The sequence below is a fragment of the Actinomycetospora sp. CA-101289 genome (assembly GCF_050955895.1).
GTDB lineage: Bacteria > Actinomycetota > Actinomycetes > Mycobacteriales > Pseudonocardiaceae > Actinomycetospora.
This window is the reverse complement of the sequence record NZ_CP192093.1, coordinates 1,154,692-1,179,294: the sequence shown is the minus strand read 5'-3', so window position 1 is coordinate 1,179,294 and position 24,603 is coordinate 1,154,692. Positions and strand designations below refer to the sequence as shown.

Annotated in this window: 27 protein-coding genes; 14 read left to right on the top strand and 13 right to left on the bottom strand. The window is 74.9% G+C overall.

All coding sequences use genetic code 11. The features are described 5' to 3' along the window. Positions 1-25 precede the first annotated feature (25 nt). From idi to ACQPX6_RS05835, 3 genes are all read right to left on the bottom strand, one after another. Positions 26-610 carry an isopentenyl-diphosphate Delta-isomerase gene (gene idi, locus ACQPX6_RS05845; protein ID WP_433788197.1) on the bottom strand — a complete coding sequence of 195 codons (585 nt, stop codon included), beginning with the start codon at positions 608-610 and terminating at the stop codon, positions 26-28. Positions 611-683: 73 nt separating this feature from the next. Then, positions 684-1,256 (bottom strand): GNAT family N-acetyltransferase, encoded by a 573-nt coding sequence (locus ACQPX6_RS05840; RefSeq protein ID WP_433786128.1) that lies wholly within the window; start codon positions 1,254-1,256, stop codon positions 684-686. Between the two features lie 184 nt (positions 1,257-1,440). Next, a complete protein-coding gene (locus ACQPX6_RS05835; protein WP_433786126.1) occupies positions 1,441-1,968 on the bottom strand; it encodes a DUF1707 SHOCT-like domain-containing protein in 528 nt (175 codons plus the stop codon). A 122-nt stretch (positions 1,969-2,090) separates the two neighbouring features. Here ACQPX6_RS05835 and ACQPX6_RS05830 point away from each other — a divergent pair, with 122 nt between their 5' ends. Continuing rightward, entirely contained in the window at positions 2,091-2,831 is a 741-nt protein-coding gene (locus ACQPX6_RS05830) for a VIT1/CCC1 transporter family protein (RefSeq protein WP_433786124.1), read from the top strand. Here the strand turns inward: ACQPX6_RS05830 and ACQPX6_RS05825 are convergent. Beyond that, a complete protein-coding gene (locus tag ACQPX6_RS05825) occupies positions 2,792-3,796 on the bottom strand; it encodes a helix-turn-helix transcriptional regulator (RefSeq protein WP_433786122.1) in 1,005 nt (334 codons plus the stop codon). The genes ACQPX6_RS05830 and ACQPX6_RS05825 overlap by 40 nt on opposite strands. A gap of 49 nt (positions 3,797-3,845) precedes the next feature. Beyond that, on the bottom strand, positions 3,846-4,622 hold the full coding sequence (locus tag ACQPX6_RS05820; protein WP_433786121.1) for an HpcH/HpaI aldolase family protein: 777 nt from the start codon (positions 4,620-4,622) through the stop codon (positions 3,846-3,848). 103 nt (positions 4,623-4,725) lie between these two features. Between ACQPX6_RS05820 and ACQPX6_RS05815 the strand changes: the two genes are divergently transcribed. After that, a complete protein-coding gene (locus ACQPX6_RS05815; RefSeq protein WP_433786120.1) occupies positions 4,726-4,950 on the top strand; it encodes a hypothetical protein in 225 nt (74 codons plus the stop codon). Positions 4,951-5,122: 172 nt separating this feature from the next. Here the strand turns inward: ACQPX6_RS05815 and ACQPX6_RS05810 are convergent, their stop codons facing one another. Beyond that, entirely contained in the window at positions 5,123-5,731 is a 609-nt protein-coding gene (locus ACQPX6_RS05810; RefSeq protein ID WP_433786118.1) for a response regulator transcription factor, read from the bottom strand. Positions 5,732-5,856: 125 nt separating this feature from the next. On the opposite strand from ACQPX6_RS05810, the gene aroQ reads away from it, so the two are divergent. After that, complete coding sequence (gene aroQ, locus ACQPX6_RS05805; RefSeq protein ID WP_433786116.1) at positions 5,857-6,306, top strand: type II 3-dehydroquinate dehydratase; 450 nt, start codon at positions 5,857-5,859, stop codon at positions 6,304-6,306. A gap of 1 nt (position 6,307) precedes the next feature. Here aroQ and ACQPX6_RS05800 read toward each other — a convergent pair whose 3' ends face one another. Both ACQPX6_RS05800 and ACQPX6_RS05795 read right to left on the bottom strand, forming a co-directional pair. Next, on the bottom strand, positions 6,308-7,204 hold the full coding sequence (locus tag ACQPX6_RS05800) for an alpha/beta fold hydrolase (RefSeq protein ID WP_433786114.1): 897 nt from the start codon (positions 7,202-7,204) through the stop codon (positions 6,308-6,310). Beyond that, the gene (locus ACQPX6_RS05795; RefSeq protein ID WP_433786113.1) at positions 7,201-8,568 is read right to left on the bottom strand and encodes an NAD(P)/FAD-dependent oxidoreductase; all 1,368 of its coding nucleotides are present in this window, start codon (positions 8,566-8,568) and stop codon (positions 7,201-7,203) included. The genes ACQPX6_RS05800 and ACQPX6_RS05795 overlap by 4 nt, the downstream gene beginning before the upstream one ends. Positions 8,569-8,743: 175 nt before the next feature. Here ACQPX6_RS05795 and ACQPX6_RS05790 point away from each other — a divergent pair, with 175 nt between their 5' ends. From ACQPX6_RS05790 to ACQPX6_RS05780, 3 genes are read left to right on the top strand one after another with little or no spacing between them, the layout of a single operon-like run. Then, positions 8,744-9,841, top strand: a complete 1,098-nt coding sequence (locus ACQPX6_RS05790) for an SDR family oxidoreductase (RefSeq protein WP_433786112.1) — start codon at positions 8,744-8,746, stop codon at positions 9,839-9,841. Between the two features lie 26 nt (positions 9,842-9,867). Continuing rightward, the gene (locus ACQPX6_RS05785; RefSeq protein WP_433786111.1) at positions 9,868-10,752 is read left to right on the top strand and encodes a glutamate racemase; all 885 of its coding nucleotides are present in this window, start codon (positions 9,868-9,870) and stop codon (positions 10,750-10,752) included. 23 nt (positions 10,753-10,775) lie between these two features. Further along, the gene (locus ACQPX6_RS05780) at positions 10,776-11,135 is read left to right on the top strand and encodes a PRC-barrel domain-containing protein (protein WP_433786109.1); all 360 of its coding nucleotides are present in this window, start codon (positions 10,776-10,778) and stop codon (positions 11,133-11,135) included. A gap of 19 nt (positions 11,136-11,154) precedes the next feature. Here ACQPX6_RS05780 and ACQPX6_RS05775 read toward each other — a convergent pair whose 3' ends face one another. Further along, complete coding sequence (locus ACQPX6_RS05775) at positions 11,155-11,898, bottom strand: lytic murein transglycosylase (RefSeq protein WP_433786107.1); 744 nt, start codon at positions 11,896-11,898, stop codon at positions 11,155-11,157. 29 nt (positions 11,899-11,927) lie between these two features. Next, positions 11,928-12,524: a TMEM165/GDT1 family protein gene (locus ACQPX6_RS05770; protein ID WP_433786106.1), complete on the bottom strand. Its 597-nt coding sequence runs from the start codon at positions 12,522-12,524 to the stop codon at positions 11,928-11,930. 455 nt (positions 12,525-12,979) lie between these two features. Between ACQPX6_RS05770 and ACQPX6_RS05765 the strand changes: the two genes are divergently transcribed. After that, positions 12,980-13,927, top strand: coding sequence for an alpha/beta hydrolase (locus tag ACQPX6_RS05765; RefSeq protein WP_433786105.1), 948 nt, complete (start codon positions 12,980-12,982; stop codon positions 13,925-13,927). A gap of 13 nt (positions 13,928-13,940) precedes the next feature. Here the strand turns inward: ACQPX6_RS05765 and ACQPX6_RS05760 are convergent, their stop codons facing one another. Then, positions 13,941-14,678 (bottom strand): beta-ketoacyl-ACP reductase, encoded by a 738-nt coding sequence (locus ACQPX6_RS05760; RefSeq protein WP_433786104.1) that lies wholly within the window; start codon positions 14,676-14,678, stop codon positions 13,941-13,943. Positions 14,679-14,918: 240 nt separating this feature from the next. Between ACQPX6_RS05760 and ACQPX6_RS05755 the strand changes: the two genes are divergently transcribed. The 5 genes from ACQPX6_RS05755 to ACQPX6_RS05735 all read left to right on the top strand — a co-directional run bounded on the left by ACQPX6_RS05755 (position 14,919) and on the right by ACQPX6_RS05735 (position 20,625). Further along, positions 14,919-16,151, top strand: coding sequence for an alpha/beta fold hydrolase (locus ACQPX6_RS05755; RefSeq protein WP_433786103.1), 1,233 nt, complete (start codon positions 14,919-14,921; stop codon positions 16,149-16,151). A 194-nt stretch (positions 16,152-16,345) separates the two neighbouring features. Continuing rightward, complete coding sequence (locus ACQPX6_RS05750) at positions 16,346-17,524, top strand: acetyl-CoA C-acetyltransferase (RefSeq protein ID WP_433786101.1); 1,179 nt, start codon at positions 16,346-16,348, stop codon at positions 17,522-17,524. A gap of 313 nt (positions 17,525-17,837) precedes the next feature. Beyond that, on the top strand, positions 17,838-18,929 hold the full coding sequence (locus ACQPX6_RS05745) for an S-(hydroxymethyl)mycothiol dehydrogenase (RefSeq protein WP_433786099.1): 1,092 nt from the start codon (positions 17,838-17,840) through the stop codon (positions 18,927-18,929). Continuing rightward, positions 18,926-19,570 carry an MBL fold metallo-hydrolase gene (locus ACQPX6_RS05740; RefSeq protein WP_433786097.1) on the top strand — a complete coding sequence of 215 codons (645 nt, stop codon included), beginning with the start codon at positions 18,926-18,928 and terminating at the stop codon, positions 19,568-19,570. Before ACQPX6_RS05745 ends, ACQPX6_RS05740 begins: the two co-directional genes overlap by 4 nt. A gap of 68 nt (positions 19,571-19,638) precedes the next feature. After that, positions 19,639-20,625, top strand: a complete 987-nt coding sequence (locus ACQPX6_RS05735) for a gamma-glutamylcyclotransferase (protein WP_433786095.1) — start codon at positions 19,639-19,641, stop codon at positions 20,623-20,625. A 6-nt stretch (positions 20,626-20,631) separates the two neighbouring features. On the opposite strand, the gene ACQPX6_RS05730 is transcribed toward ACQPX6_RS05735, so the two are convergent. Then, entirely contained in the window at positions 20,632-20,904 is a 273-nt protein-coding gene (locus tag ACQPX6_RS05730) for a hypothetical protein (RefSeq protein ID WP_433786093.1), read from the bottom strand. A gap of 156 nt (positions 20,905-21,060) precedes the next feature. On the opposite strand from ACQPX6_RS05730, the gene ACQPX6_RS05725 reads away from it, so the two are divergent. Beyond that, the gene (locus ACQPX6_RS05725) at positions 21,061-21,987 is read left to right on the top strand and encodes an ABC transporter ATP-binding protein (RefSeq protein ID WP_433786092.1); all 927 of its coding nucleotides are present in this window, start codon (positions 21,061-21,063) and stop codon (positions 21,985-21,987) included. Next, positions 21,984-23,177 (top strand): ABC transporter permease, encoded by a 1,194-nt coding sequence (locus tag ACQPX6_RS05720; RefSeq protein ID WP_433786091.1) that lies wholly within the window; start codon positions 21,984-21,986, stop codon positions 23,175-23,177. The genes ACQPX6_RS05725 and ACQPX6_RS05720 overlap by 4 nt, the downstream gene beginning before the upstream one ends. 12 nt (positions 23,178-23,189) lie before the next feature. On the opposite strand, the gene ACQPX6_RS05715 is transcribed toward ACQPX6_RS05720, so the two are convergent. Next, positions 23,190-24,569, bottom strand: coding sequence for a cryptochrome/photolyase family protein (locus ACQPX6_RS05715; protein ID WP_433786089.1), 1,380 nt, complete (start codon positions 24,567-24,569; stop codon positions 23,190-23,192). Positions 24,570-24,603 lie beyond the last annotated feature (34 nt).

The following is a 24,603-nucleotide window of genomic DNA, read 5'->3' as shown; positions in this document are numbered from 1 at the left end:
GCGGAGTCATCGGTCCCGGCCCCGATCAGCTCGCCAGGAACGCGGCGGGCGGCAGGGCGCGCGGGTCGCCGGGCGCCCAGCGGACGGGGTCGGGGCCGAGCGGGGCGAGGTCGCGCACCTGGTCGGCGCACCACGGCGAGATGCCCGGCCACGTCCCGGCGAGGACGTCGTCGCGGAACGGCTCCCACGCCACGGCGCGCACCTCGTCGACCTCGGTGGGATCGGGGTCCCCGGGCACGTCGGAGGTGTGGGCGACGAACACCGGGCACATCTCGTTCTCGAACACCCCGCCCTGCTCGGCCCGGTACCGGAAGCCGGGGAGCACGAGGCGCAGGGCGTCGATCTCGAGGTCGAGCTCCTGGCGCGCCCGCCGCAGGATCGCGGTGTCCAGCGGCTCGCCGGGGCCGGGGTGGCCGCAGAAGGTGTTGGTCCACACGCCCGGGAAGGTCGCCTTGCTCGACGCCCGGCGGGTGAGCAGCAGGTCGCCGCGCCCGTCGAAGACGTAGCAGGAGAACGCCAGGTGCAACGGGGTGGCGTCGTGGTGCACCTCGGCCTTGGCCGCGGTCCCGGCCACCTGACCGGTCTCGTCGAGCAGCACGACCCGTTCGATCACGTCCATCGCGGCCCAGCTTTCCCTGTGCGGCGCGCCGCGGCACCTCGAACCGCCCGGCCCGCGGCCGCGCTCACGCGACCGGGTCGCGGTCGCGCACGTGCAGCAGGGCCACCTTGTGCGGCAGGGCCACCCGGGCCGTCGCGGCGAAGCCCGCCTTCGCGAGCGCCCGGTGCATGGCGGCGTTGCCCTCCTCGGGCTCGAGCACGATCCGCGCGCAGCGGGGGTCGGCGCGCAGCAGCGCCGCGGCGAGGGTGTCGAGCAGCGCGGTCCCGAGGCCCGCGCCCGTGCGGCCCTCGTCGCCGATGGCCACGTGCAGGCCGAGATCGTGGGCGCCCGCGGCGTAGTGCTCGCGCAGCCCGTCGTGGGCCACCCGGTAGATCTCGACGTACGCCACCTCGGCGCCGTCGTGGGCCACGAGGCACGGGCGGCTGTGCCGACCGGCGAGCTGGCGCGCGATCTCGTCGTCCCACCGCGCGCGGGGCCACGCCTGGTCCCAGCGGGTCGCGACGTGGGGCCGGTGCATCCACGCGTGGACGGTCGCGGCGTCGGCGCGGGTGGCCGCGCGCAGCGACCACGGGGCCGCGAGCGACGGGACGGGCGGCGGGCCCGGGTCTCCCTCGTCCTGCGGCACGGGGTTGCTCATCGGGGGGAGACATCCGGGGGAGACACCGACCCGGTCCGGGTGGTAGGCAGGAGAGATCGGTGGGCCCGGGCTCGTCCCTCGAGCCCGGGCCCACCTCTCGCCGCTGCCGCTGGGCGCCACCACAACACCCGCGCAGCGATGAGGCAAGCCTAACCTCATCGAGGTGGGGTGCGCCAGTCCCCCGTCACCACCCGCCGCCCGGGCCGTGCCGGTGCCCGTGACCGGGCCCGCCGGGACCGCCGTGCCGCAGCCCGCCGAGGAGCACGAGCAGCAGCGGGAGCACCAGCAGGCCGCCGGATCCGGGTCCGGTGGCGAGGATCAGCATCACGGGCAGGGCCACGGCCGCGGCCAGCACGCCCGCGCGCAGGGCCGGCGGCAGCCCGGGGTGGTGCCGCTGCGGCACGCGCGCGAAGGGCGTCGGCTCGGCCCGGCGCGGCGCGGGCACGAGCTGCTCGGGTGACGGCGGGCGCGGCAGCGGCGGGTGCGGGGCCGGGAGGTCGGCGAACAGGGGCCGCAGGTCGGAGCACCGGACGGCGATCGACGCCCGCACCGAGCGCTCGCCGAACTCCTCGACGTCCAGGCGCCCCGCCTCCAGGTGCTGACCCAGGGCGTCCAGCGCGGCCGTGCGGTCGGCGTCGCCCAGGCGCAGGTCCGCGAGTTCCCCGTCCTCGCCGGGCGACGGACGGTCGGTGTGCGCGTCGTCGTGGTCCACGGGCGTCTCCTCCCGCCGACCGGGCGTCCCCGAGATGCCCGACCGGCACCACCCATCGTGCGCCTCCCCACGCCGGATCGCCGTGAGTCGCCGTGGATCGCCGGTCCTGGGACCGTGGAGGCATGTCCGAGGCCGCCCGTCCCGAGGCCACCGCCGCACCCGGCCCGCACCCCGAGCCCCACGGCGGCGACCTCTTCCAGCGGCTGAACTGGCTGCGCGCCGGCGTCCTCGGCGCCAACGACGGGATCGTGTCGACGGCCGGCCTCGTGGTCGGCGTGGCCGGGGCGACCGTCGAGCGCGCGCCGATCGCGACCGCGGGCATCGCCGGCCTCGTGGCGGGCGCGGTGTCGATGGCGCTCGGCGAGTACGTGTCGGTGTCGAGCCAGCGCGACTCGGAGCGCGCGCAGTTGATCCGGGAGACCCGCGAGCTGGCCGAGACCCCCGAGCAGGAGCTGGACGAGCTGGTCGCCCTGTACGAGGCGAAGGGGCTGTCCCCTGCGACGGCCCGGCAGGTGGCGGTCGAGCTGACCGAGCACGACGCCCTGTCCGCCCACCTCGACGCCGAGCTGCACCTCGACCCCGACGAGCTGACCAGCCCCTGGCGGGCGGCGGGCGCGTCGGCGGTGTCGTTCGTGCTCGGTGCGTTGCTGCCCCTGGTCGCGGTGCTCCTGCCCCCGGCCACCTGGCGGGTGCCGGTCACCGTCGTCGCGGTGCTCGTGGCCCTCGGGCTCGCCGGCTGGCTCGGCGCGCGGCTCGGGGGCGCGACCCCGCGGCGGGCGGTGCTGCGCGTGATGGTCGGCGGCGCGCTGGGGCTCGCGGCGACCTACGGGATCGGCGTGCTCGTCGGCGGCGCGGTCGGCTGAGCCCCGGAGACGGCCCGCTGGTAGCGCGTGGCCACCCGGCGCAGCTCGTCGACCAGCTCGTCGGGCGACTCCACCGCGAAGTCGGCGTCGAGGCCGGTGAGGATCAGGGCCGCGGAGCGGGCGTCCTCGGCGGCGAGGCGGACGCGGCACGCGGCCGCGTCGATCGCCTCGACGCGCACCTGGTCGGTCCAGATCGTGGCGCGGACCTGCGCCGCGGGGGCCTCGACGCGCACCACGCAGCGGAACGGGCGGACGTCGGCGACGCGGTCGGCGACGAAGGCCGCGGGGTCGCCGCCCGGGATCTCGCGCGGGGCGAAGCGCGGGCCGGTGGGCAGGCCGTCGGGGGCGAGACGCGGTGTCAGCCGGTCCACGCGCAGCGTGCGCCAGTCGTCGCGGTCGCGGTCCCAGGCCACGAGGTACCAGCGCCGCCCCCAGGCCACGAGGTGGATCGGCTCGATGCGCCGGCGGGTGGCCGCGCCGTCACGTGCGGTGTAGTCGATCTCGAGCACGCGCCGGTCGCGGCACGCGGCGCCGACGGCGGCCAGCACGGCCGGGTCGACCGACGGGGCGACGCGCGGCGCGACGATGGCCACGGGCATCGCGGTGATCCGCTGCCGCAGGCGCGCGGGCAGGATGCGCTCGAGCTTGACCAGCGCGGCGAGCGCCGTCTCCCCCGTGCCCGCGACGCCCGACCCGGCCGCCGTGCGCAGGGTGACCGCGACGGCGACGGCCTCGTCGTCGTCGAGCAGCAGCGGCGGCAGCGCGGCGCCCGCGCCGAGGCGATAGCCGCCGCCGGGTCCTAGGCCGACCTCGACGGGGTAGTCGAGACCCCGGAGCTTGTCGACGTCGCGGCGCACGGTGCGGGTGGTGATGCCGAGGCGCTCGGCGAGCTCCGGGCCCGTCCACTCGGGGCGGGACTGCAGCAGCGACAGCAGGCGCAGCAGGCGGGCCGAGGTCTCGAGCACGGCGCCAGTGTGCCGCGGGTGGCGGACAGGAGCGGTCCGCCACCGCGGATCAGGTGGCGGGCCTCGTCGCGTCCAGGCCCGCGAGCAGCGCCGGGACGTCCGACCACACGGTGACCAGCGCGAACCCGTCGGCGGCGCGGGCTGCGGCGTACGCGGCGCGGGTGGCGTGCACGCCCGCGCGGACGCCCGCCGCGGCGCAGGCGTCGAGCACGCGGCGGAACGCGTCGTGGATCGCCGGCTCCTCGCGGTCCTGGGCCGGCCCGAGTCCGAGGGCCACCCCGAGGTCGCCGGGGCCGACGAACAGGCCGTCGAGCCCGTCCACCGCGGCGATCTCGCCCGCGCGGTCCAGGGCGTCCGCCGTCTCGATCATCGCGAACGCGAGGACGGTCCCCGCGGCGGCCACCGGGTCGTCGCCCGGGCGCAGCGCCGTGCGCAGCGGGCCGAACGAGCGGCGCCCCGCCGGCGGGTAGCGGCAGGCGGCGACCAGCTCGGCGGCGGTCGGGGCGTCGGACACCATCGGCGCGATCACGCCGCGCACCCCGAGGTCGAGGACGAAGCCGACGGTGGCCTCGTCGACGGCGGGCAGGCGCACCAGCGGGGCGAGCCCGTGCGCGGCGATCGCGCGCACCGCGTCGGCGGTGCGGGCCCGGTCGAACAGGCCGTGCTGCAGGTCCAGGGTCAGCGCGTCGAGCAGGTCGTGGCCGGCGGCGTACGCGGCGACGACCTCGACGAGGTGCGGGTCGGGCACCGTGAGCCAGCCGTTGCGGGCGGCGCGGCCCGCGGACCAGGCCGCGCGGACGGTGTCGGGATCGGCCACGGGGTCCACGGCGGCCACGGTAGCGCCGGCCCCGAGACCTCGGTCACCTTCTCGGTCGATCATGGCCGCGACCAGGGCGCGCCGGTCCTCCGGGTCCGTACGATCGCCGGTGATGGCCGCTCCGACCCGTGCCCCCGCTCCCCGCTTCGCGTTCGCCCGCGACACCGCGTACCGGATCACCGTGCGCGACGAGTCCGGGGAGCGCCGCGAGCACGTGGTCGACGGCTACCAGGGCTGGCTGTCCGGCCCCGACGGGATCCGACACCGCTTCGGGGCCCACCGTCGTGCGCGCACCGAGCTGCGCGACGACCGGATCCGCACCGTCGTCGGGCCCTGAGGGCCCGGTCCCGACGGGCGTCGCGACGCACGCGCCGGCCGGACCCGGTGGATGGGCGCGTGCGGGGACGCCCACCCACCGGGTCCGGCCGACCCGCCTTCTTCTCCCTGACCGACCTCCTGCCGCCTCCGACCCGGCGGGACGTCGTCAGGCTGACCCGACGGCGGGGCCGTCAGGAGACCAGGCCGCAGCGGAAGCCCTGGGCCACCGCCTGCGCCCGGTCGGCCGCCGACAGCTTGCGGAACAGCCGGCGGGCGTGGGTCTTCACCGTGTCCTCGGACAGGTAGAGCTCGCGGCCGATCTGGCCGTTGCTCTTGCCCTGGCTCATGCCGCGCAGGACCTGCATCTCGCGCTCGGTGAGGTTGACGCCCGGGCCGGGGGTCGCGCCGCGCTGCATCGGCATCGCGCCGACCTCGGCGCCGATCGACGAGTGGGCGAGCGCGGCGACCAGCTCGGGGCGCGAGGCGTCCCAGCGCAGGTAGCCGCGGGCGCCGCCGGCGATCGCGGCGGCGATGCTGCCCGCGTCGTCGGGGGCGCCGAAGACCATGACGTTGGCCTGGGGGTGGGCGGACATGAGGCGACGGGTCGCCTCGGCGCCCGAGGCCACCGCACGCTGGGTGCCCACGAACACGACGTCCGCGCTCTGGCGGGCGTAGCGGGTGAGCAGCTCGTCCGCGGTGGCGACGCAGTCGATGCGCTGGACGCCGGGGACCGCGGACATGACGCGCGTCAGGCCCTCGCGGACACTGCGCCGGTCGTCGCAGATCAGAACCGTCCTCATACAGACTCCGTCCGAGGTGGGGAGACCGCCCGTGGTGGGCGCTGTCCCCTTCATCGGCCGCCCCACCCGTCCGCTTGACCCCCGAATGACAAGGATGTGGTTGTGAACCCCCGATGGAGTGGCGTATGAGCCCCCGGCGCGTGCTGGTCGTCAACGGCCCGAACCTGGATCTCCTGGGCCGGCGCGAGCCGGAGGTCTACGGGCACGACACCCTCGACGACCTGGTGGATCGCTGCCGACGCACCGCCGCCGAGCTCGGTCTCGAGGTCGACGCGCGGCAGAGCAACCACGAGGGCGTGCTCATCGACGCCGTCCACGAGGCCATGACCGGCCACGGCGGAGTGATCATCAATCCGGGCGGCTACACGCACACGTCCGTGGCGCTGCGCGACGCGCTGGCCGCGTTGCCGGTGCCCGTCGTCGAGGTGCACCTGTCGAACGTCCACGCCCGCGAGGCGTTCCGGTCGCACTCCTACGTCTCGCCGGTGGCCACGGCCGTCATCGCGGGCGCGGGGATCACCGGCTACGACCTGGCGCTGCGGTTCCTCGCCGAGCGCCTGGTACGCCGGACCTGAGTCAGAGCCCGGCGCGCTGCGCGAGGTACCCGAGCTCGGACGCCAGGGCCTCGGGGAACTGCAGGGGCAGGAAGTGCGAGCCCGGCAGGTGCACGAGCCGGGCGTTGGGCAGCGCGTGCGCGAGGGCGGCCATGTCCGCGACCGGGGCGAGGGTGTCGAAGTCGCCGGCGACCACGGTGACCGGCACGGTGACCGCCGCCAGCTCGGCGTCGTCGAGCGGGGCGTGGTCGGCGGCGGCGAGCACCATGCGCGAGAACCAGGTCCAGTCGTGGGCGGCGAACTCGCGCGCGACCTCGGCCAGGGTCACCAGCGAGGTCGTCCCCGTGGGGTCGAGCGCGGCCGCGTCCATGCCCGCCCGTCCCATCGCGTCGAGCCCCCGCGGCAGCATCGAGATCACGCCGGCCACGGGCGGGCCGACGACGCGCAGCAACCAGGCGCCGGTCTTCGCCGCCCCGCGGTGCACGCCCTCGGGCACCGGCGAGGGGAGCACGCGGAACGCGCCGGAGGACGCCCCGCCCATGGCGAGCAGGCCCGCGACGCGCTCGGGGGCCCGGCGCGCCGCCTCGATCGCGACGGGCACGCCCACCGACCAGCCGACGACCACGGCCCGCTCCATGCCCGCGGCGTCCATCACCGCGAGCAGGTCACCGGCGTGGTCGCCGACGCCGATGTGCGTCTCGTCGGCCGGGCGCTCCGAGCCGCCGAGACCGCGGTGGTGCCAGCTCGTGGCGTGGTAGCCGCAGTCCTCGCCGTGCAGGAACGGCCACGCCTTCGGGCTCGCCCCGAGCCCGTTGGACACCACCACCGGCACGCCTGCGGCGCCGTTGTCCCAGCGCCGCAGGCGGGTGCCGTCGGGAGCCTGCACGTCGTCGTGCAGCTCCCCGGGTGGCTCGGTCACGACGCGGCCGCCGCGCGCTCCTTCATCTCCTCGTCCGACAGGTACTCGCGGGTCTCCTCGAACGAGGAGGTCTCGCTCTTGCGCCCGGCGAGGAAGCCGATGCGGATGAAGTCGTCGCCGCCGAACAGGTGCAGCAGCCAGTTGGCCACCACCCGCACCCGCGTCCGCATGAGCGGCAGCGCGTAGAGGTGGTAGCCGCGGGTGACGGCCTGGGCGACGATGCCGGTGAGGCGCAGCTTGAGGGGGTGCGCCACGGCCTGCGTGCCACCGAGGTCCACCACGAGCCCGAGGTCGTGGTGCTTGTACTCGCGCAGCGACTGCCCCCGCAGCGACGCGACGACGTTGTCGGCGGCCGTGATCGCCTGCCGCGTGGCGTGCTGCGCGGTGGGCGGGCAGATCGCCGAGTCGGGGTCGTCGGCGGTCAGGTCGGGCACCGCGGCGGCGTCACCGAGCACGAAGACGTCGTCGTAGCCGTCGAGCCGCAGGTCGGTGCGGGTCTTGACCCGCCCGCGGACCAGCTCGACGCCCAGGGTCTTGACCAGCGGGCTGGCCGTGACGCCCGCGGTCCACACGAGCGTCCGCGTCGGGATGGTGCTGCCGTCGGTGAGCGTGACGCTCTCGGCGGTGACCTCCTCGACGCCGGTCTCGAGCCGGATGCCGATGCCGCGCTTGCGCAGCAGGGTGAGGGCCTCCTCGCCGAGGCGCTGCCCGAGCTCGGGCATGAGCCGCGGCGCGATGTCGACGACGGTCCAGCGGACCAGCGTCGGGTCGAGGCGCGGGAAGCGCTTCATCGCCGCGTCGGTCAGCAGCTCCAGGCACGCCGCGGTCTCGACGCCGGCGTAGCCGCCGCCCACCACCACGAAGCCGCAGCGCGACGCGCGCTCGTCGGCGTCGGTGGACGCGTTGGCCAGCTCGAGCTGGGAGAGGACGTGGTCGCGCAGGTACGCGGCCTCCCCGAGGTTCTTCATGCCCAGGCCGTGCTCCTCGAGCCCGGGGATGTCGAACTGCCGGGTGACGCTGCCCGCGGTGATGATCAGGCGGTCGTAGGGCAGGTCGACGACGTCCTCGCTGATCTTCTTCACGACCGCGACCTTGCGCTCCAGGTCGAGCCCGACCACCTGGCCGGGCAGCCGCTGCGCCCGCCGGATGGCCCGCGGCAGGGGCACGGTCACCGACTGGGCCGTGATCACCCCGGCGGCCACCTGCGGCAGCAGGGGCAGGTAGAGCATGTAGTCGTGGGGGTTGACCACCACGACCTCCACCTCGCCGCGCGCCAGCTCGCCCTTGAGCTCACGTTCGAGGCGCTGGACGCACTTCAAGCCGGCGAACCCGGCGCCGACCACCACGATGCGTTGCGCGCTCATCCTGAGACGTCCTCCCGTCGTGCCCGAGGGCAGATTGGTCCTCGCAGAGTTTCCCCTGGTGGCGCCCGCGACACCTCACCCCGTCGATGGGTCACATCGCATGACCGTCCTCACAGCGTGCACATCCGGGTACCGCCGTCCGGCGCCGAGGTCGCGGGCGTGATTCCCTCCCCGCGTGTCCACGACCGTGCTGTTCACCGGCTTCCCCGGCTTCCTCGGCACCGCCCTGCTGCCGCGCACCCTGCAGCGCGCCCCCGAGGCCACCGCCGTGGCCCTCGTGCAGGAGAAGTGGATGGACCAGGCGCGGCGCACGCTGGCGCGCCTCGAGGCCGACGAGCCGCGCATCGCGGGCCGGACCCGGCTGGTCGTCGGCGACATCACCCGGTCCGGGCTCGGCCTGGACGACGAGGAGCTCGCGACCCTGCGCCAGGGGCCGCTGGAGATCTTCCACCTCGCCGCGGTGTACGACCTCTCGGTGCCGGCGGACCTCGCCTGGTCGGTGAACGTCGAGGGCACCCGCCACGTCGTCGAGCTGGCGCGCACCGCCGAGGAGCTGGTGCGCCTGCAGTACGTCAGCACCTGCTACGTCTCGGGGCGCTACCCCGGCATCTTCTCCGAGGACGACCTCGAGCTCGGCCAGACGTTCGCCAACCACTACGAGCACACCAAGCACGAGGCCGAGCGCATCGTGGTCAAGGCGCGCGACGCCGGCGTGCCCGTGACGATCTACCGGCCGTCGGTGGTGGTCGGCGACAGCCGCACCGGCGAGACCCAGAAGTACGACGGGCCGTACTACGCGCTGCAGCTCATCGCCCGCCAGGGCCGCGTCGCGGTCATGCCGCTGCCCGGCGACCCCTCGCGCGTCCAGTTCAACCTGGTGCCCAGCGACTTCGTCGTCGACGCGATCGCCGCGCTCGCCCCGCACCCCGGCGCGCTCGGGCGCACCGTCGCCCTCGCCGCGCCGCACCCGCCGTCGGTGCTCGAGATGTGCGAGGCCTTCGCGACCCACACCAGCAAGCAGCTGCGCGTGGTCCCGGTGCCGACCCCGCTCTCGAAGTTCGCGATCGACCGCCTGCCCGGCGTCGGGCGGGTGTTCAAGCTGCCGTCCTCGACGCTGGACTACCTCACCCACCCGACCGTCTACGACGTCACGGCCACCACCGCGCTGCTCGACGAGGTCGGCGTGCGCTGCCCGCCCTTCGCCGAGCACGTCGGCGCGATGGTCGCCTTCCACCGCGAGCACCCCGACGTCGGCAGCGCCGCGATGGTCTAGACGCGCGGGTCCTACAGTGGGCGGCGATGGTCCGCCACCCGACGCGTGTCGCCCTGATCGACTCGGGGATCGGCCTGCTGCCCACCGCGGGCTGGTTGCGTCACCTGCGCCCGGACCTGGCGCTCGACCTCTACCTCGACCCCGAGGGCATGCCATGGGGCTCGAAGTCGTCGGCCTGGATCGTCGAGCGCGTCCTCGACACCGGGCGCCGCGCCGTCGCCCGGGGCGCCGACGCGATCGTCGTCCCCTGCAACACGGCCTCGGTCACCGCGATCGTGCCGCTGCGCGCCGCCGTCGAGCCCGAGCGCCCGGTCGTCGCCACGGTCCCGGCGGTCAAGCCCGCGGGCGCGACGGGCCTGCCGTTCGCGATCTGGGCCACCGAGCGCACCACGGGCAGCGACTATCAGCGCGACCTCGTCGAGCGCTTCGCCGCGCCCGGCCAGGCCGACGCCGTCGCGTGCCCGGGCCTGGCGCGGGCGGTGGAGGACGCCGACCCGGACGCGGTGCGCGCCGCCGTCGCGCTCGCGGCGGAGCGCACCCCGGCGCGCTGCCGCTCGGTGGTGCTCGGCTGCACCCACTACCCGCTGGTCGTGCAGGAGATCCTCGCCGCCCTGCCCCCCGGCACCGGCCTGCACGACAGCTCGCGTGCGGTCGCCGGGCAGACCCTGCGCCGCCTCGGCCTGCCCGAGGACCCCGCGGCCGAGCCGGCCGGCGTGCGCGTGCACCTCGGCGGCGACGAGGGCCCGCTGCCCGCGGCCGCGTGCCGCTACCCGATCGGCGCGGCCCTCGCGGCCGGCGGCCGGGTCACGCGCGACGACCTGCCCGTCACCGACGAGTCCGACCAGCAGACCCGCCCGGACACCGCCTCGCACCCCCACCCCATCGCACCGCCCGCCCTGCGCGGCGTGTGACCCTGCGCCACCGAGGAGCCCCCGTGATCCCCGCCGAGAACATCCGTGACTGGCGCGGGCGCCACGTCGTCGACCCCGACGAGGCCAAGATCGGCGACCTCGAGGCGGTGTACGTCGACACCCTCGGCGACGAGCCGGTGTTCGTCACGGTCAAGGTGTCGTCGCTGTTCGGCAAGAGCCGGCTGGTCTTCGCGCCGCTGAGCGGGGCCGTCGTCACGCCCGACCACCTCAAGATCGCGTTCGGCCGGGAGCTCGTGCGCGAGGCCCCGTCCATCGACACCGACGGCGAGCTGCTCGCCGAGGACGAGCCGAGCGTGTTCGCGCACTACGGGCTGGACTACCGCACGGGCTCGCTCGGCGAGCGCCGGCTCGCGCGGCGCTGACCACCCCGCAGCCCGCCGCTCAGCCCGCCGCGCCCGCGGCCCCGACCGCCTCGCGCCGCACCCGGTCGACGTAGGACTGCGAGCGGTTGTAGGCCAGCACCGCGGCGCGCCAGTCGTCGCCGCGGCGCAGGTCGCGGTCGTCGGCGCACAGGTAGCGGGCCGCGGCCAGGGCGGCGTCGTCGAGGTCGTCGGGGTCGGACGCGCCGTCCGCGTCGCCGTCGGCGCCGAAGCGCGCCCAGGTCGTGGGGATGAACTGCAGCGGCCCGACGGCGCGGTCGTAGGCGGTGTCGCCGTCGAGCCGCCCGCCGTCGGTGTCGCGGATCTCGCGGTTGCCCGCGGTGCCGTCGAGCTGCGGACCCCGGATGGGCTCCGAGGGCCGGCCCGCGGCGTCGACGGCCGCACCGCCGTACCGCCCGTGGTTCGACTCCACCCGCCCGAGACCGGCCAGCGTGACCCAGGACAGGCCGCAGTCGGCCAGCTCCGAGCGCGCGGCCACCTCGGCGCCGGCGTAGGCGACGAGGACGCGGGCGGGGACGCCGGTGGACGCCTCGCGCTGCGCCGCCCAGGCGGCGCGCGCCGCCGCGTCGGCCGGCACGGGCGCGGAGACGGGCTGGGCGTAGGCGGGCGCGGCGTCGGGGCCGCGCCGGGTGGCGACCACGACGCCCGCCACCCCCGCGCCGACCAGCAGGACCAGCACGACCGCCGCGGCGAGCAGGTGCTCGAGCTGCCGCGCGTCGGCGTCGCTGCGCTGCGGCGTGCTCACCCCCGCGACGCTACGGCGCGCGGGGATGGTCAGCCGGTGAGGAACGCCTCGACACCGAGCCAGGCGCCGAAGGCGAAGAACAGCACGGCGGCCCCGACGCGGATGAGCTTCTCGGGCACGTTCCGCCCCAGCGCCCGGCCGACGAGGATGGCCAGCCCGTCGGCGGCGACCATGCCCACCGTCGAGCCCAGCCACACGCCGGTCACCCCGCCGGCGCCCGGGTACTGGGTGGCCAGCGTGATCGTCGCCAGCATCGTCTTGTCGCCCAGCTCGGCGAGGAAGAACGCCACGCTCGCGGCGAGCACGGCCGAGCGCTTCGTCCCGCTCGCCTTCTCCTGCTCGTGGTCGGAGAGCGTGTCCCCGCGCAGCGTCCACAGGCCGAAGCCGACGAAGGCGACCGCGGCGGCGACGGAGATCCAGAAGGTCGGCAGGGCGGCGCCGAGCAGGTAGCCGACGCCGACCGAGACGGCGTGGACGACCGCGGTGGCGGCGGTGATGCCGACGAGCACGGGCAGCGCCCGGAAGCGGGTGGCGAACGTCAGCGCCATCAGTTGGGACTTGTCGCCCAGCTCGGCCACGAGGATGACGGCGAAGCTGATGGCGGTCGCGGCGAGGAAACCGGTCACGGTGGCGGGCCCTCCGGGGTCCGGCCGGACCGGGGGACGCACGTCTCCGGCCCGGTCCAGGGTGCGTGGATCGGTGCCGAAGGTCTCGCCCGCCGCCGTCGACCGGTGGCCCCCGCGCCCGGACGCCGCGAGCGGCGTCAGTGTGTCGAGCGCGGTGTTGGGAGCTACTCCCCCTCGCTGAGGGGAACCTAACACGGGGTCGCCCGGCGCCTCGCGGCATCGTCGCCTGCGTCACGCCGGCCACGTCCGGCCGCCGGGCCCCGACGAGGGGACCGTCCGTCGGTACCACCGGGAGTGTCGTCGCCTGCGACACGCGCCTCACCCGCTCGTCCCCGTACGGCGGCGGCCGGTCACCGACAGGCCCCGATCGGTGGTCCGTTCGAGGCGCCCGCCCGCGGGTCGATCGGGCAGTCTGTCGGCCCGCCGGTGATCGACCCGGGGCTCGGAGGTGAGGCATGGACATCGACGTCCGGCTGCGCATGTTCACGTGGTTCGCCGAGGTCTCGGGCGCCGTCGCGGTCAGCCGCATGAGCCCCGAGGAGATCGCCCGCGCCCGGGAGCGCCGGCTGAGCCACAACCTCGTGACCTCGCGGGTGTTCGGGCCGATGCCCCGCGGCGTGTTCGTCACCGACCGCGTCGCCGACACCGACCTCGGCCCGCTCCCGGTGCGGCTCTACCGCCCGCACACCGCGCGCGCCCTGCCCGTCGTCGTCAACTTCCACGGCGGCGGCGGCACGCTGGGCAACCTCGACCAGTCCGACTGGCTGTGCGCACACGTGGCGTCGCGCGTCGGGGCGCTCGTGATCTCGGTCGACTACCGCCTCGCCCCCGAGCACCCCTACCCCGCGGGGCGGGAGGACGGCTACGCCGCCGTCACGTGGGTGGCGCGCCAGGCCGAGGCGCTGGGCGCGCGGTCCGACCGGCTGGCGGTCATGGGCGACAGCGCCGGCGGCAACCTCGCCGCGGTCGTGTGCCTGCTGGCGCGCGAGGCGGGCCCGGTGATCGACGCCCAGGTGCTGCTCTACCCCGCGCTGGACCTCACCTTCAGCCGCCCCTCGGTGGAGCGGTTCGGCGACGGCCCCGTGCTGACACGGGCGGACATGGAGGTCTTCCGCAGGCACTACCTCGGCGACGACGGGGACGCGACGGACCCGTTGTGCTCGCCGCTGTTCGCCCCGGACCTCGGCGACCTGCCGCCGGCCCTGGTCATCACCGCCGCCGTCGACCCGCTGCACGACGACGGCGTCGACTACGCGCGACGGCTGGGCGAGGCCGGCGTGCCCGTCCGGCACACCGACCACGCCCGCGCCGTGCACGGCTTCCTCACGTTCCCCGGCGTGTGCCGGGCGGCCGCGGCCGCGCTCGACGACGTCTGCGCCGAGCTGACCGCGCGCCTGGCCTGACCACTGGCCCGACCTACATGTGCAGGCCGCCGTTGACCGAGTAGACCTGCCCGGTGATGTACTCCGACTCGGGGTCGGCGAGGAACTCCACCACGCGCGCCACCTCGTCGGGCTGGCCGAGACGGCGCAGCGGGATGCCGGAGACGATCTTCTCGATCGCCTTCTCGGGCACCGCGGCCACCATGTCGGTCTCGATGTAGCCCGGGGCCACGCAGTTGACGGTGACGCCCTTGCGCGCGCCCTCCTGCGCCATCGACATCGTCATGCCGAACAGGCCGGACTTCGTCGCCGCGTAGTTGACCTGGCCCGCGTTGCCGGCCTCACCGATCACCGAGCTGATGCTGACGATGCGGCCGCTGCCGCGCTCGGCCATGTGCAGGTAGGAGATCTGCGACATGTAGAACGTGCCCGAGAGGTTGACCTGGACCACGCGGTCCCAGTCGTCGACCTCCATCTTCGCGACCATCTTGTCCGCGGTGATGCCGGCGTTGTTCACGAGCACGTCGATGCGCCCGTGCGCCTGCAGCACCTCGTCGATGACGCGCTCGCAGTCGCCGCGGTTGCCGATGTTGCCCTGGTGGATCGTGATCTGGTCGGGGAACTCGGCCTTGAGCTCCTCCGCCGAGGTCGAGTCCGACGAGTAGCCGACACCGACCTTCATCCCGCGCTTCGCGAGCCGCGTGGTGATCGCGCGTCCGATGCCCCTGGCACCGCCGGTCACGATGGCCACCTGTCCGGTCATGTCTCCCATGCGTGCTCCCTCGCTGTTCGACATCGTCGTCGGTCGGCGTGCGTGTACCCCGCACGTGGCCCGCGCCACACGGTCCGGGGCCCATCGAATCGGGCATCCGGTCCATCGGGAAGGGCACGGAGTGCCCTACCCACGAGTACGGGCCCGTTGCGAAACATCCCAAGCGTCCGTACGTTCCACACAGCACCCAGAGCCGGGTGCGGTCGAGCGTCGCCACCGCGCGGCGCGAGGAGGTGTGCCATGACGGCCCCCACCGACGAGCAGGTCGCCCCGACGGGCGATCCCGCAGAGGTCCAGACCGAGGCCCCCGCGACCGATCCCGCCGCCTACCTGCGCGGCTACCACGTCACCGCGGCCGTCCGCGGCGCCGCGGAGATGACCAAGGGCGCGGGCTACGTGCTGGAGCGGGCGCTCCGTCAGTCGACCTCGCCCGGGCGCAACACCCACGACGCCCGGCGCTGGTGGCGCCACGTGCTCACCCGCCGCCGCCCGCAGTGGCACAACGAGCACGAGATCGTCTTCGAGACGCCGATCGCCCGCCTGCGGGACTTCTCGCAGGGCTCGACCGACGACGTCGTCCCCACGCTCGTGCTGCCGCCGCAGGCCGGCCACGACTCGTGCATCGTCGACTTCCAGCCGTCGCAGTCGCAGATGATGGTGATCCGCGAGGCCGGCCTGACCCGCGCGTTCACCCTCGACTGGGTCGGCGCCACGCGGGCGACGTCGGGCACGACGATCTCCGACTACATCGCCGTGGTCGACCGCGCGGTGCAGCACTGCGGTGGTCACGTGAACCTGGTGGGCGACTGCCAGGGCGGCTGGCTCGCGACGATCTACGCCGCGATGCACCCGGACAAGGTCAACACGCTGACCCTGGCCGGCGCACCGATCGACTTCCACGCCGGCGAGACGCCCATCGGCGCCTCGTCGCGGGTGATGAGCCAGCGCTTCGGCCAGCTGCCCTACCGGGCCATGGTCGCGGCGGGCGGCGGCAACATGCCGGGCTCGTTCGTCCTCGGCGGGTTCATCGCGATCAAGCCGGACGCCGAGATCGCCAAGCACGTCGACCTGCTGCGCAACCTCGACGACCCGGCCGCCATCGCGCGCTACGAGGCGTTCGAGGACTGGTTCAAGCACACGCAGGACGTCCCCGGGACGTTCTACCTGTGGCTGGTCGAGCACCTGTTCGCCGGCAACGAGCTGGTCAACGGCACCCTCGAGGTCGACGGGCGCCGCGTGGACATGCGGGACATCTCCTGCCCGCTGTTCCTGCTCGGCGGCGCGACCGACCACATCACCCCGCCGGTGCAGGTCTTCGCGGCCGCCGACTTCGTGTCGACCCCGGCGGACCAGGTCACGCGGCGCACCGCGCCCGGCGGCCACCTCGGACTGTTCATGGGCAACCAGGCGCTGCGCCACGAGTGGCCGCCGCTCATGACCGCCGTCGCGGAGCTCTCGCGCCGCACCGACTAGGACAGCCTCGCGGGCCCCACTTGACCGATTCCGAGGATCGGCCGTCTCCGACCCTGGGATCGATCCGGGGCCCGCGGGTACGTTCAGGATCCCGGCTTCTCCGCATCCGAGGGGGGCCGCAGAGCGCCGAGACCACCCCGGTGGTCGGTCGTCCCGGCCCACCGTCGCGCCACCCATCGACCAGGAGGACCCGTATGCCCGGCTCCGTCATCGTTTCCGGCAAGCGCACCCCCATCGGCAAGCTCTCCGGCGCGTTCGCCGGCATGACCGCCGGTGACCTCGGCACGGCCGCCATCAAGGCCGCGCTCGACGCCGCCGGCATCAGCGGGGAGCAGGTCGAGTACGTGATCATGGGTCAGGTGATCCAGGCCGGCAACGGCCAGAACCCGGCCCGCAAGGCGTCCACGGACGCCGGCATCCCGATGTCCACCCCCTCGTTCACGCTGAACAAGGTGTGTCTGTCCGGCCTCGACGCCGTCGCGCTGGCCGACCAGATGATCCAGGCCGGCGAGTACGACATCGTCGTCGCCGGCGGCATGGAGTCGATGACCGCGGGGCCGCACATGCTCCCGAAGGCGCGCCAGGGCTACAAGTACGGCCCCGGCAAGCTCATCGACGCCACCGACCACGACGGCCTCACCGACGCCTACGACGGCGAGTCGATGGGCGCCTCGACCGAGCGCTTCGCCAAGGCCGCCGGTCTCTCCCGCCAGGAGATGGACGAGGTCTCGGCCGCGTCGCACCAGCGCGCCGCGGACGCCGCGAAGAACGGCCGCTTCGAGGCGGAGATCACCGGCGTCCAGGTGCCGCAGCGCAAGGGCGACCCGATCACCGTCACCGAGGACGAGGGCGTCCGCGGCGACACCACCGCCGAGGGCCTGGGCAAGCTCAAGCCGGCCTTCGACAAGGAAGGCGCGATCACCGCGGGCAGCGCGTCGCAGGTCTCCGACGGCGCGTCGGCCACCGTGGTGATGTCGGCGCAGAAGGCCCAGGAGCTGGGCCTCACGCCGCTGTGCGAGATCCGCAGCCACGGCTGGGTCGCCGGCCCGGACAACTCGCTGCTCTCGCAGCCGTCCAACGCCGCCTTCAAGGCCCTGCGCCGCGAGGGCATCGAGGCCTCCGACGTCTCGCTCTGGGAGATCAACGAGGCCTTCGCGGCGGTGGCGATCCAGTCGGCCCGCGAGCTCGGGCTCCCGTCCGACGCGGTGAACACCGACGGCGGCGCCATCGCCCTGGGCCACCCCGTCGGCGCCACCGGCAACCGCCTCGCCGTGCACTGCGCCCACGAGCTGCAGCGCCGCGGCGGCGGCTACGCCGTCGCCAGCCTCTGCGGCGGCGGCGGCCAGGGCTCGGCGCTGATCCTCCACGTCTGAGGCCCGCTGAGTGTCAGCGGAGCGGCTCCGCTGACGTTCAGTGTCCGTATCTCCACTCCGATCACCGCGACGCGGCGGTCACCCCTCGCGGGGTGGCCGCCGCGTCGTCGTTCCCCGGGAACCGCTGCGCCGGTCGGTGCGTCGAACCACGTGCGGGGCCGCGGTGGGTGGGAGGAGCCGGCCGCGGCCCCGTTCCCGAATCTCCGGTGCTGATCATGCCCACGGCGGTGACCATGGTCGGGTGCGCATGCCAGGGTGGTCACCCGGGCACAGGTGACCGGGAGCACACCCGAAGCAACACGGAGGCACACACATGCCGCAGGAGGTCCGGGGCGTCGTGTCCCGGGAAAAGGGCAAGCCGGTGACGGTGGAGACGATCGTCGTCCCGGACCCCGGTCCCGGTGAGGCCGTGGTCAAGGTCCAGGCGTGCGGGGTCTGCCACACCGATCTGCACTACCGCGAGGGCAACATCGAGGACGCGTACCCGTTCCTGCTCGGCCACGAGGCTGCGGGGATCGTCGAGTCGGTGGGCGACGGCGACGTGCAGGGCCTCGAGGTCGGCGACTTCGTGATCCTCAACTGGCGCGCGGTCTGCGGGAAGTGCCGGGCCTGCCGCAAGGGCCAGCAGCACCTCTGCTTCGACACGCACAACGCCGCGCAGTCGATGACGCTGAAGGAGACCGGCGAGGAGCTCAAGCCGGCCCTGGGCATCGGCGCGTTCATCGAGAAGACGCTGGTGCACTCCGGCCAGTGCACCAAGGTCAACCCCGAGGTCGACCCGGCCGAGGCCGGCCTCATCGGCTGCGGCGTCATGGCGGGCACCGGGGCGGCGATCAACACCGGCCAGGTCCAGCGCGGCGAGTCCGTCGCGGTCATCGGCTGCGGCGGCGTGGGCGACGCGGCGATCGCGGGCGCGGCGCTGGCCGGCGCGACGACGATCATCGCCGTCGACACCGAGGACCGGAAGCTCGAGTGGGCCAAGGGCTTCGGCGCCACCCACGGGGTGAACGCCAAGAACGAGGACCCGGTGGAGCGCATCCGCGAGCTCACCGACGGGTTCGGCGCCGACGTCGTCATCGACGCGGTGGGCATCCCGGCCACCTGGAAGCAGGCCTTCGAGGCCCGCGACCTGGCCGGCCGGCTGGTGCTCGTCGGCGTGCCGGCACCGGACATGAAGCTCGAGGCCGACTTCCAGCCGTTCTTCTCCCACGGCGGATCCCTGCGGGCGTCCTGGTACGGCGACTGCCTGCCCAACCGCGACTTCCCGATGCTCGTGGACCTCGCGCTGCAGGGCCGCTTCCCGCTCGACAAGTTCGTCACCGAGCGGATCTCGCTCGACGACGTCGAGCAGTCCTTCGAGAAGATGCACGCCGGCGACGTGCTGCGTTCGGTGGTGATCCTGTGACCGCCGAGAAGGTCGGCGAGGGCGTCGAGCACCTCACGACGTCCGGTCAGTTCCAGATCGACGGCAACTCGTTCGACGTCGACAACAACGTGTGGATCATCGGGGACTCCTCCGAGGTCGTCCTCCTGGACGCCCCGCACGACGCGGCGGCGATCAAGAAGGCGATCGGCGACCGCAACGTCGTGGCTATCCTGTGCACGCACTCGCACAACGACCACGTCAACGCCGCCCCGGAGATCGCGGCCGCGTTCGACGCGCCGATCCTGCTCAACCCGGACGACCGGGTGATCTGGAACCTCACCTACCCGGACCGCGAGCCGGACGGCGAGATCGTCGACGGCGAGACCTTCACGATCGCGGGGATCGACCTGCGGGCCATCCACACGCCGGGGCACTCCCCCGGGTCGACGGTGTTCTACGCACCAGACATCGGCACGCTGTTCTCCGGGGACACCCTGTTCAACGGCGGCCCGGGCGCCACGGGGCCGTCGTACTCGGACTTCGACGTGCTCATCGAGCAGCTGGCGGACAAGGTGTTCTCGCTGCCCGGCGACACCATCGTGCGTACCGGGCACGGGGACACGACGAAGGTCGGTGACGAGGCCGCCCGCCTCGACGAGTACCGCGAGCGGGGCTACTGAGCTCTCCGACCCCGGACACCGAGTACCCGGCCGACCCCTACCCCGGGGTCGCGCCGGGTTTCTCGTTCGTGCACCTCGACGGCGCGAGCCACCGGCTCGCGCCGTCGGCGCACGCGTCCGGCTGGACGGTCGACGGGACCGATCTCGACCAGTGGCTCGCCGGCCGGGGCGCCGCGCCGATGGTCGCCCGGGTCCCGGTGCTCGCCTTCGGCTCCAACCGGAACCCGGGCAAGCTGACGTGGCTGCGCGAGCACCTGGGTCTGGCGGGCCCGGTCGTGGTGCTCCGCGCGCGGGTCGAGGGCCTCGCGGCCGTCTGGGCGTCGGGGCTGCGTGCCCGCGACGGCGTCCGGCCGGCGACGCTCGCGCCCGTGCCCGGCGCGGTGGAGACCCACGCGGTGTGGATGGCGACGCCGGACCAGGTCGCCGTGCTCGACCGCTGCGAGGGCCGGGGCGAGCGCTACGACCTGGTGCGCCTGGAGACAGGACGCGTGGTCACCGAGGACGGCGCGCAGCTCGAGCGCGTGTGGACGTACTGGGCGGGCGATCCGGTGCGCGCGCCGCTGCTGGTCGACGGCGCCCCGGTGCGGGTCGCCGACGTCGACCAGGACGCCGCCCGCGCCCTGGTCGGCGAGCCCGGCGCGCTCACCCCGGGCGCGGTGACCGTCGAGCCCGGCACCCCGGAGCCGCTCGCCTGGCCCGACCGCGTCCTCGTCTACGGCACGCTGATGCCCGGCCGGCGGGCGTGGCGGCTCGTGGCCCCGTTCGTCACCGGCGCGCCGGAGGACGCGTGGCTGCCCGGGCGGGTGCACGACACCGGGCGCGGCTATCCCGCCCTCGCCCGCGGCGGCACGGGGCGGGCGCGGGGCGTGCTGCTGCGCCTGGCGGACCCGGCGTCGGCGCTGCCGCGTCTCGACGACTACGAGGGCCCCGACTACCGGCGCGAGCGCGCCGTGGTGCACACCGTCGACGCCCGCGTGCCGGCGTGGGTGTGGACGTGGCGGGGCGAGCTCACCGGCGCCCCGCTGACCGCGCCCTGGCCCTCCAGTGGCCGCTGAGCGGGGCTACCAGCGCGTGCGCACCGTGACGTAGTCCGTGACGCCGGCCGGGCCCGCCACGGCGGGCACGGGCATCACGGGGGCCGCCACGACCGGCGAGACGTCCGCACGACCCTGCACACGACGGCTCCGCGCGAGGAGCACCAGCCCCCCGAGCAGCGCGAACCCGGCCACGAGGAAGAGCGCCACGCTCACCGCCGGCGGGGTGCCCGGCACCGCCAGGGGCACGGCGCCCATCAACAGCACGAGCGTCAGCCCCGCCACCACCAGCAGCCGCACGATCGTCCCCTCCCGACGCCTTCACCCTGCTCTGCAGATCGTCCGACCACCAGGTCCCGTGACGGCGAACGCGGTCACGATCGGGTGCCGGCACCTCGGTTGGACGGGATCCACGGCGTCGGACATCCTGTCGCCCGGCCGGGACAGGGGGAGCGGATGCTCGAGATCGACGGGATCTCCAAGCGGTTCGGGTCGACGGTGGCCCTGGACCGGATGACGTTCACGGTGCGGCCCGGCGAGCTCTACGGCTTCGTCGGCGCCAACGGCGCGGGCAAGACCACGACGATGCGGATCGCGCTGGGCGTGCTGGCCGCCGACGCCGGCGAGGTCCGCCTCGACGGGCGGCCGCTCGACGCCGTGTCGCGGCGCCGGATCGGCTACATGCCCGAGGAGCGCGGGCTCTACCCGCGCATGGCCGTCGGGACCCAGCTGCGCTACCTCGCCGAGCTGCGCGGGCGCTCGGCGGCCGACGCCCGCGTCGCCGCCGACCGGTGGACCGAGCGCCTCGGGCTCGCCGAGCGCCGCGGTGACGAGGTCCAGCGCCTGAGCCTCGGCAACCAGCAGCGCGTGCAGCTCGCGGCCGCCCTCGTCGCCGACCCCGACGTCCTCGTGCTGGACGAGCCGTTCTCCGGCCTGGACCCGGTGGCCGTCGACGTCATGAGCGAGGTCCTGCGCGAGCGCCGGGACGCCGGCGCCCCCGTGGTCTTCTCGAGCCACCAGCTCGAGCTCGTCGAGCGGCTCTGCGACCGCGTGGGCATCGTCCGCGCCGGGCGCGCCGTCGCCGAGGGCACGGTCGACGAGCTGCGCGAGGCCTCGGCCAGCGAGCTGGTCGTCGTCGCCCCGGCCGCCCTGCCGGGGTGGGCCGACGGCCTGCCCGGCGTCACCGGCAGCCGCGCGGCCGAGGGCGGCACCGTCCTCACCCTCGCCGACGCGTCCGAGGCGACGCTGGCGCGCGTGCTCGACGCGGCGCGGCGCACCGGCCCGGTGCACGAGTTCCGCCGGCGCCGGCCCGCGCTCGCCGAGATCTACCGGGGCACCGTCGCCGGGACCACCGCGCCGGCCGGGCCCGGGGTGGCCGCGTGAGCCCCGCCCTGCGCCCCGTGCTGCTCATCGCGCGCCGGGAGTTCGCCGCCAAGGTCAAGGGCCGCGCGTTCGTGGTCGGCACGCTGGTCGTGCTCCTGCTGCTCGCGGTCTACGCGGCGGTGGTGGCCACGATCGCCTCCGGCGAGGACACCGCGCGCGTCGCCGTCGCGGGCCCCGCGGTCGCGCTCACCGACCCCCTGCTGCGCGCGGCGCCGACCGAGGGCCTGACGCTCACGGTGGTCGGCGCGCCCGACCCGGCGGCCGCCGAGGCCGCGGTGCGCGCCGGCGACCTCGACGCCCTGATCACCGGCGACCCCGTGCGCCCGCGGGTGTACGTCGAGACCGAGCCCGACGCGAATCTCGAGCGCGTCATCGTCGACGCCACCGCCGCGACCGCCCGCGACGCCTTCCTGGCGGGCCGCGGCGTCGATCCCGCCGCGCTCGACGCGGTCGTGTCCGAGGCCGGGCCGGCCGTCGTGGCCGCCGAGCCGCCGGACCCGCAGGCCGGGCAGCGCCTGGGCCTCGGCCTCGCGGGCGCGTTCCTGCTCTTCTTCTCCATCCAGACCTACGGCGCGATGGTGGCCCAGGGCGTGGTCGAGGAGAAGTCGAGCCGCGTCGTCGAGATCGTCCTGTCGTCGGTGCGGCCGTGGCAGCTGCTGCTGGGCAAGGTGCTCGGCCTGGGCGCGGTGGGGCTGGTGCAGCTCGTCGTGCTGGGCGGGGCCGGGCTCGCGGTCGCCGGGGCGGCCGGGGTGCTCGCGGCCGGGGCGGGGCTGGTGTCGACGCTGGTGTCGGTGCTGGTCTGGTACCTGCTCGGCTTCGCGCTCTACGCGACGGTCTTCGCCGCCGCGGGCTCGCTGGTGTCGCGCCAGGAGGACACGCAGAGCGTGCTCTCGCCGGTGACGATCACGGTGCTGCTCGGGTTCGTGGTCGGCTTCAACCTGCTGACGTCCGACCCCCGCGGCACCCCGATCACCGTGATCTCGCTGCTGCCCCCGTTCAGCCCGCTGTTCATGCCCGCCCGCGTCGCGCTCGGCGTCGCGCCGGTGGGCCAGGTGGTGCTGGCGTTCGCGCTGACCCTCGCGTTCACCGCCGGCACGTTGTGGCTGGGCGGGCGGATTTACGCGAACTCGGTGCTGCGCACCGGCGCCCGGGTGAGCTTCCGCGAGGCGCTGGGGCGGGCGCGGGGCTGAGAGGGGCGGCCCTCAGAGCCTGTTGAAGCGGTCCAGCGCCTCCGCGCGCTCGGCCTTGTGGTCGACGATCGGGGCCGGGTAGTCGCTCGGGGGCTCGGGCAGCTTCCAGGGCTGGTGGACCTTCCTGCCCTCGATCCCGGCCAGCTCGGGCACCCAGCGGCGCACGTAGTCGCCCTGGGGGTCGAAGCGCTCCCCCTGGGTCACCGGGTTGAACACGCGGAAGTAGGGCGCCGCGTCCGTGCCCGTGCCCGCGGCCCACTGCCAGCCGTGCTGGTTGGACGGGAGGTCGCCGTCGACGAGCAGCCGCATGAAGTGCCGCGCGCCCCACCACCAGGGCAGGTGCAGGTCCTTGACCAGGAACGAGGCGACGGCCATCCGCATGCGGTTGTGCATCCACGCCTCGCCCTGCAGCTGGCGCATCGCGGCGTCGATGGCCGGGAAGCCGGTGCGCCCCTCCTGCCAGGCGCGGAACCGCTCCTCGGCGTCGGAGCCCGTGTCGAGGGGCATGCGCTCGAACTTGGGGTTGAAGTTCTCGCGCGCCGACCGCGGCCAGAACCACAGCACCGACGCGTAGAAGTCGCGGAAGCACAGCTCGTTGCGGAACGACGTCGCGCCCTTGCCGGTGCCGCCGAGCCCGGCGAGCAGCGTGCGCGGGTGGATCACGCCGTACTTCAGGTACACCGACATCCGCGAGGTCGCGGGCTTGTCGGGCCGGTCGCGCATCTCGTCGTAGTCCTCGAGGTGCTCGTCGACGAACGCCTCCCAGTGCTCGCGGGCGGCCTGCTCGCCGGCGGCGGGGAGGTCGGCGTCGACGTCCTCGTCGTCGGGGATGCGCACCGCGCGCGGGCCCCCGTCCTTCTCCGACGGGTCGAGCCAGTCGACGGTGCGGCCGTCGGTCGCGGCGGGGGCGCCCTTGTCCCGCTTGGCCCACTCGCGGCTGAACGGCGTGTAGACCTTGTACGGCTCGCCGTCGGACTTCGTGATCCGCCCGGGCTCGACGGCGTAGGGCGACCCGGTGCGCACGAGCTCGACGCCCCGCTGCTCCAGCGCCTTGCCGACGGCCTCGTCGCGCTCGCGGCCGTAGGGGCCGAAATCGGCGGCGATGTGCACGCTGCCCGCGCCCACCGCGCCGGCGAGCTTCGGGATCGCCTCCGCGGGGTCACCGCGCACGACGAGCAGGCGCCCGTCGAGGGCCTCGTCGAGCTCGCGCAGGCTGCGGTAGAGGAACGTGCGGCGCCGCGTGCCCGACGGGTCGAGCAGGCGCGGGTCGAGCACGAACACCGCCAGCGACCGCCGCGCCCGCGCCGCCGCGGCCTCGAAGAGCGGCTGGTCATACACCCGGAGGTCGCGGCGGAACCAGACGATCGCGGTCTCGTCCCCGGCGTCGCTCATGCGCCCCGGCTACCCCACCTGGCGCGCAGTATGT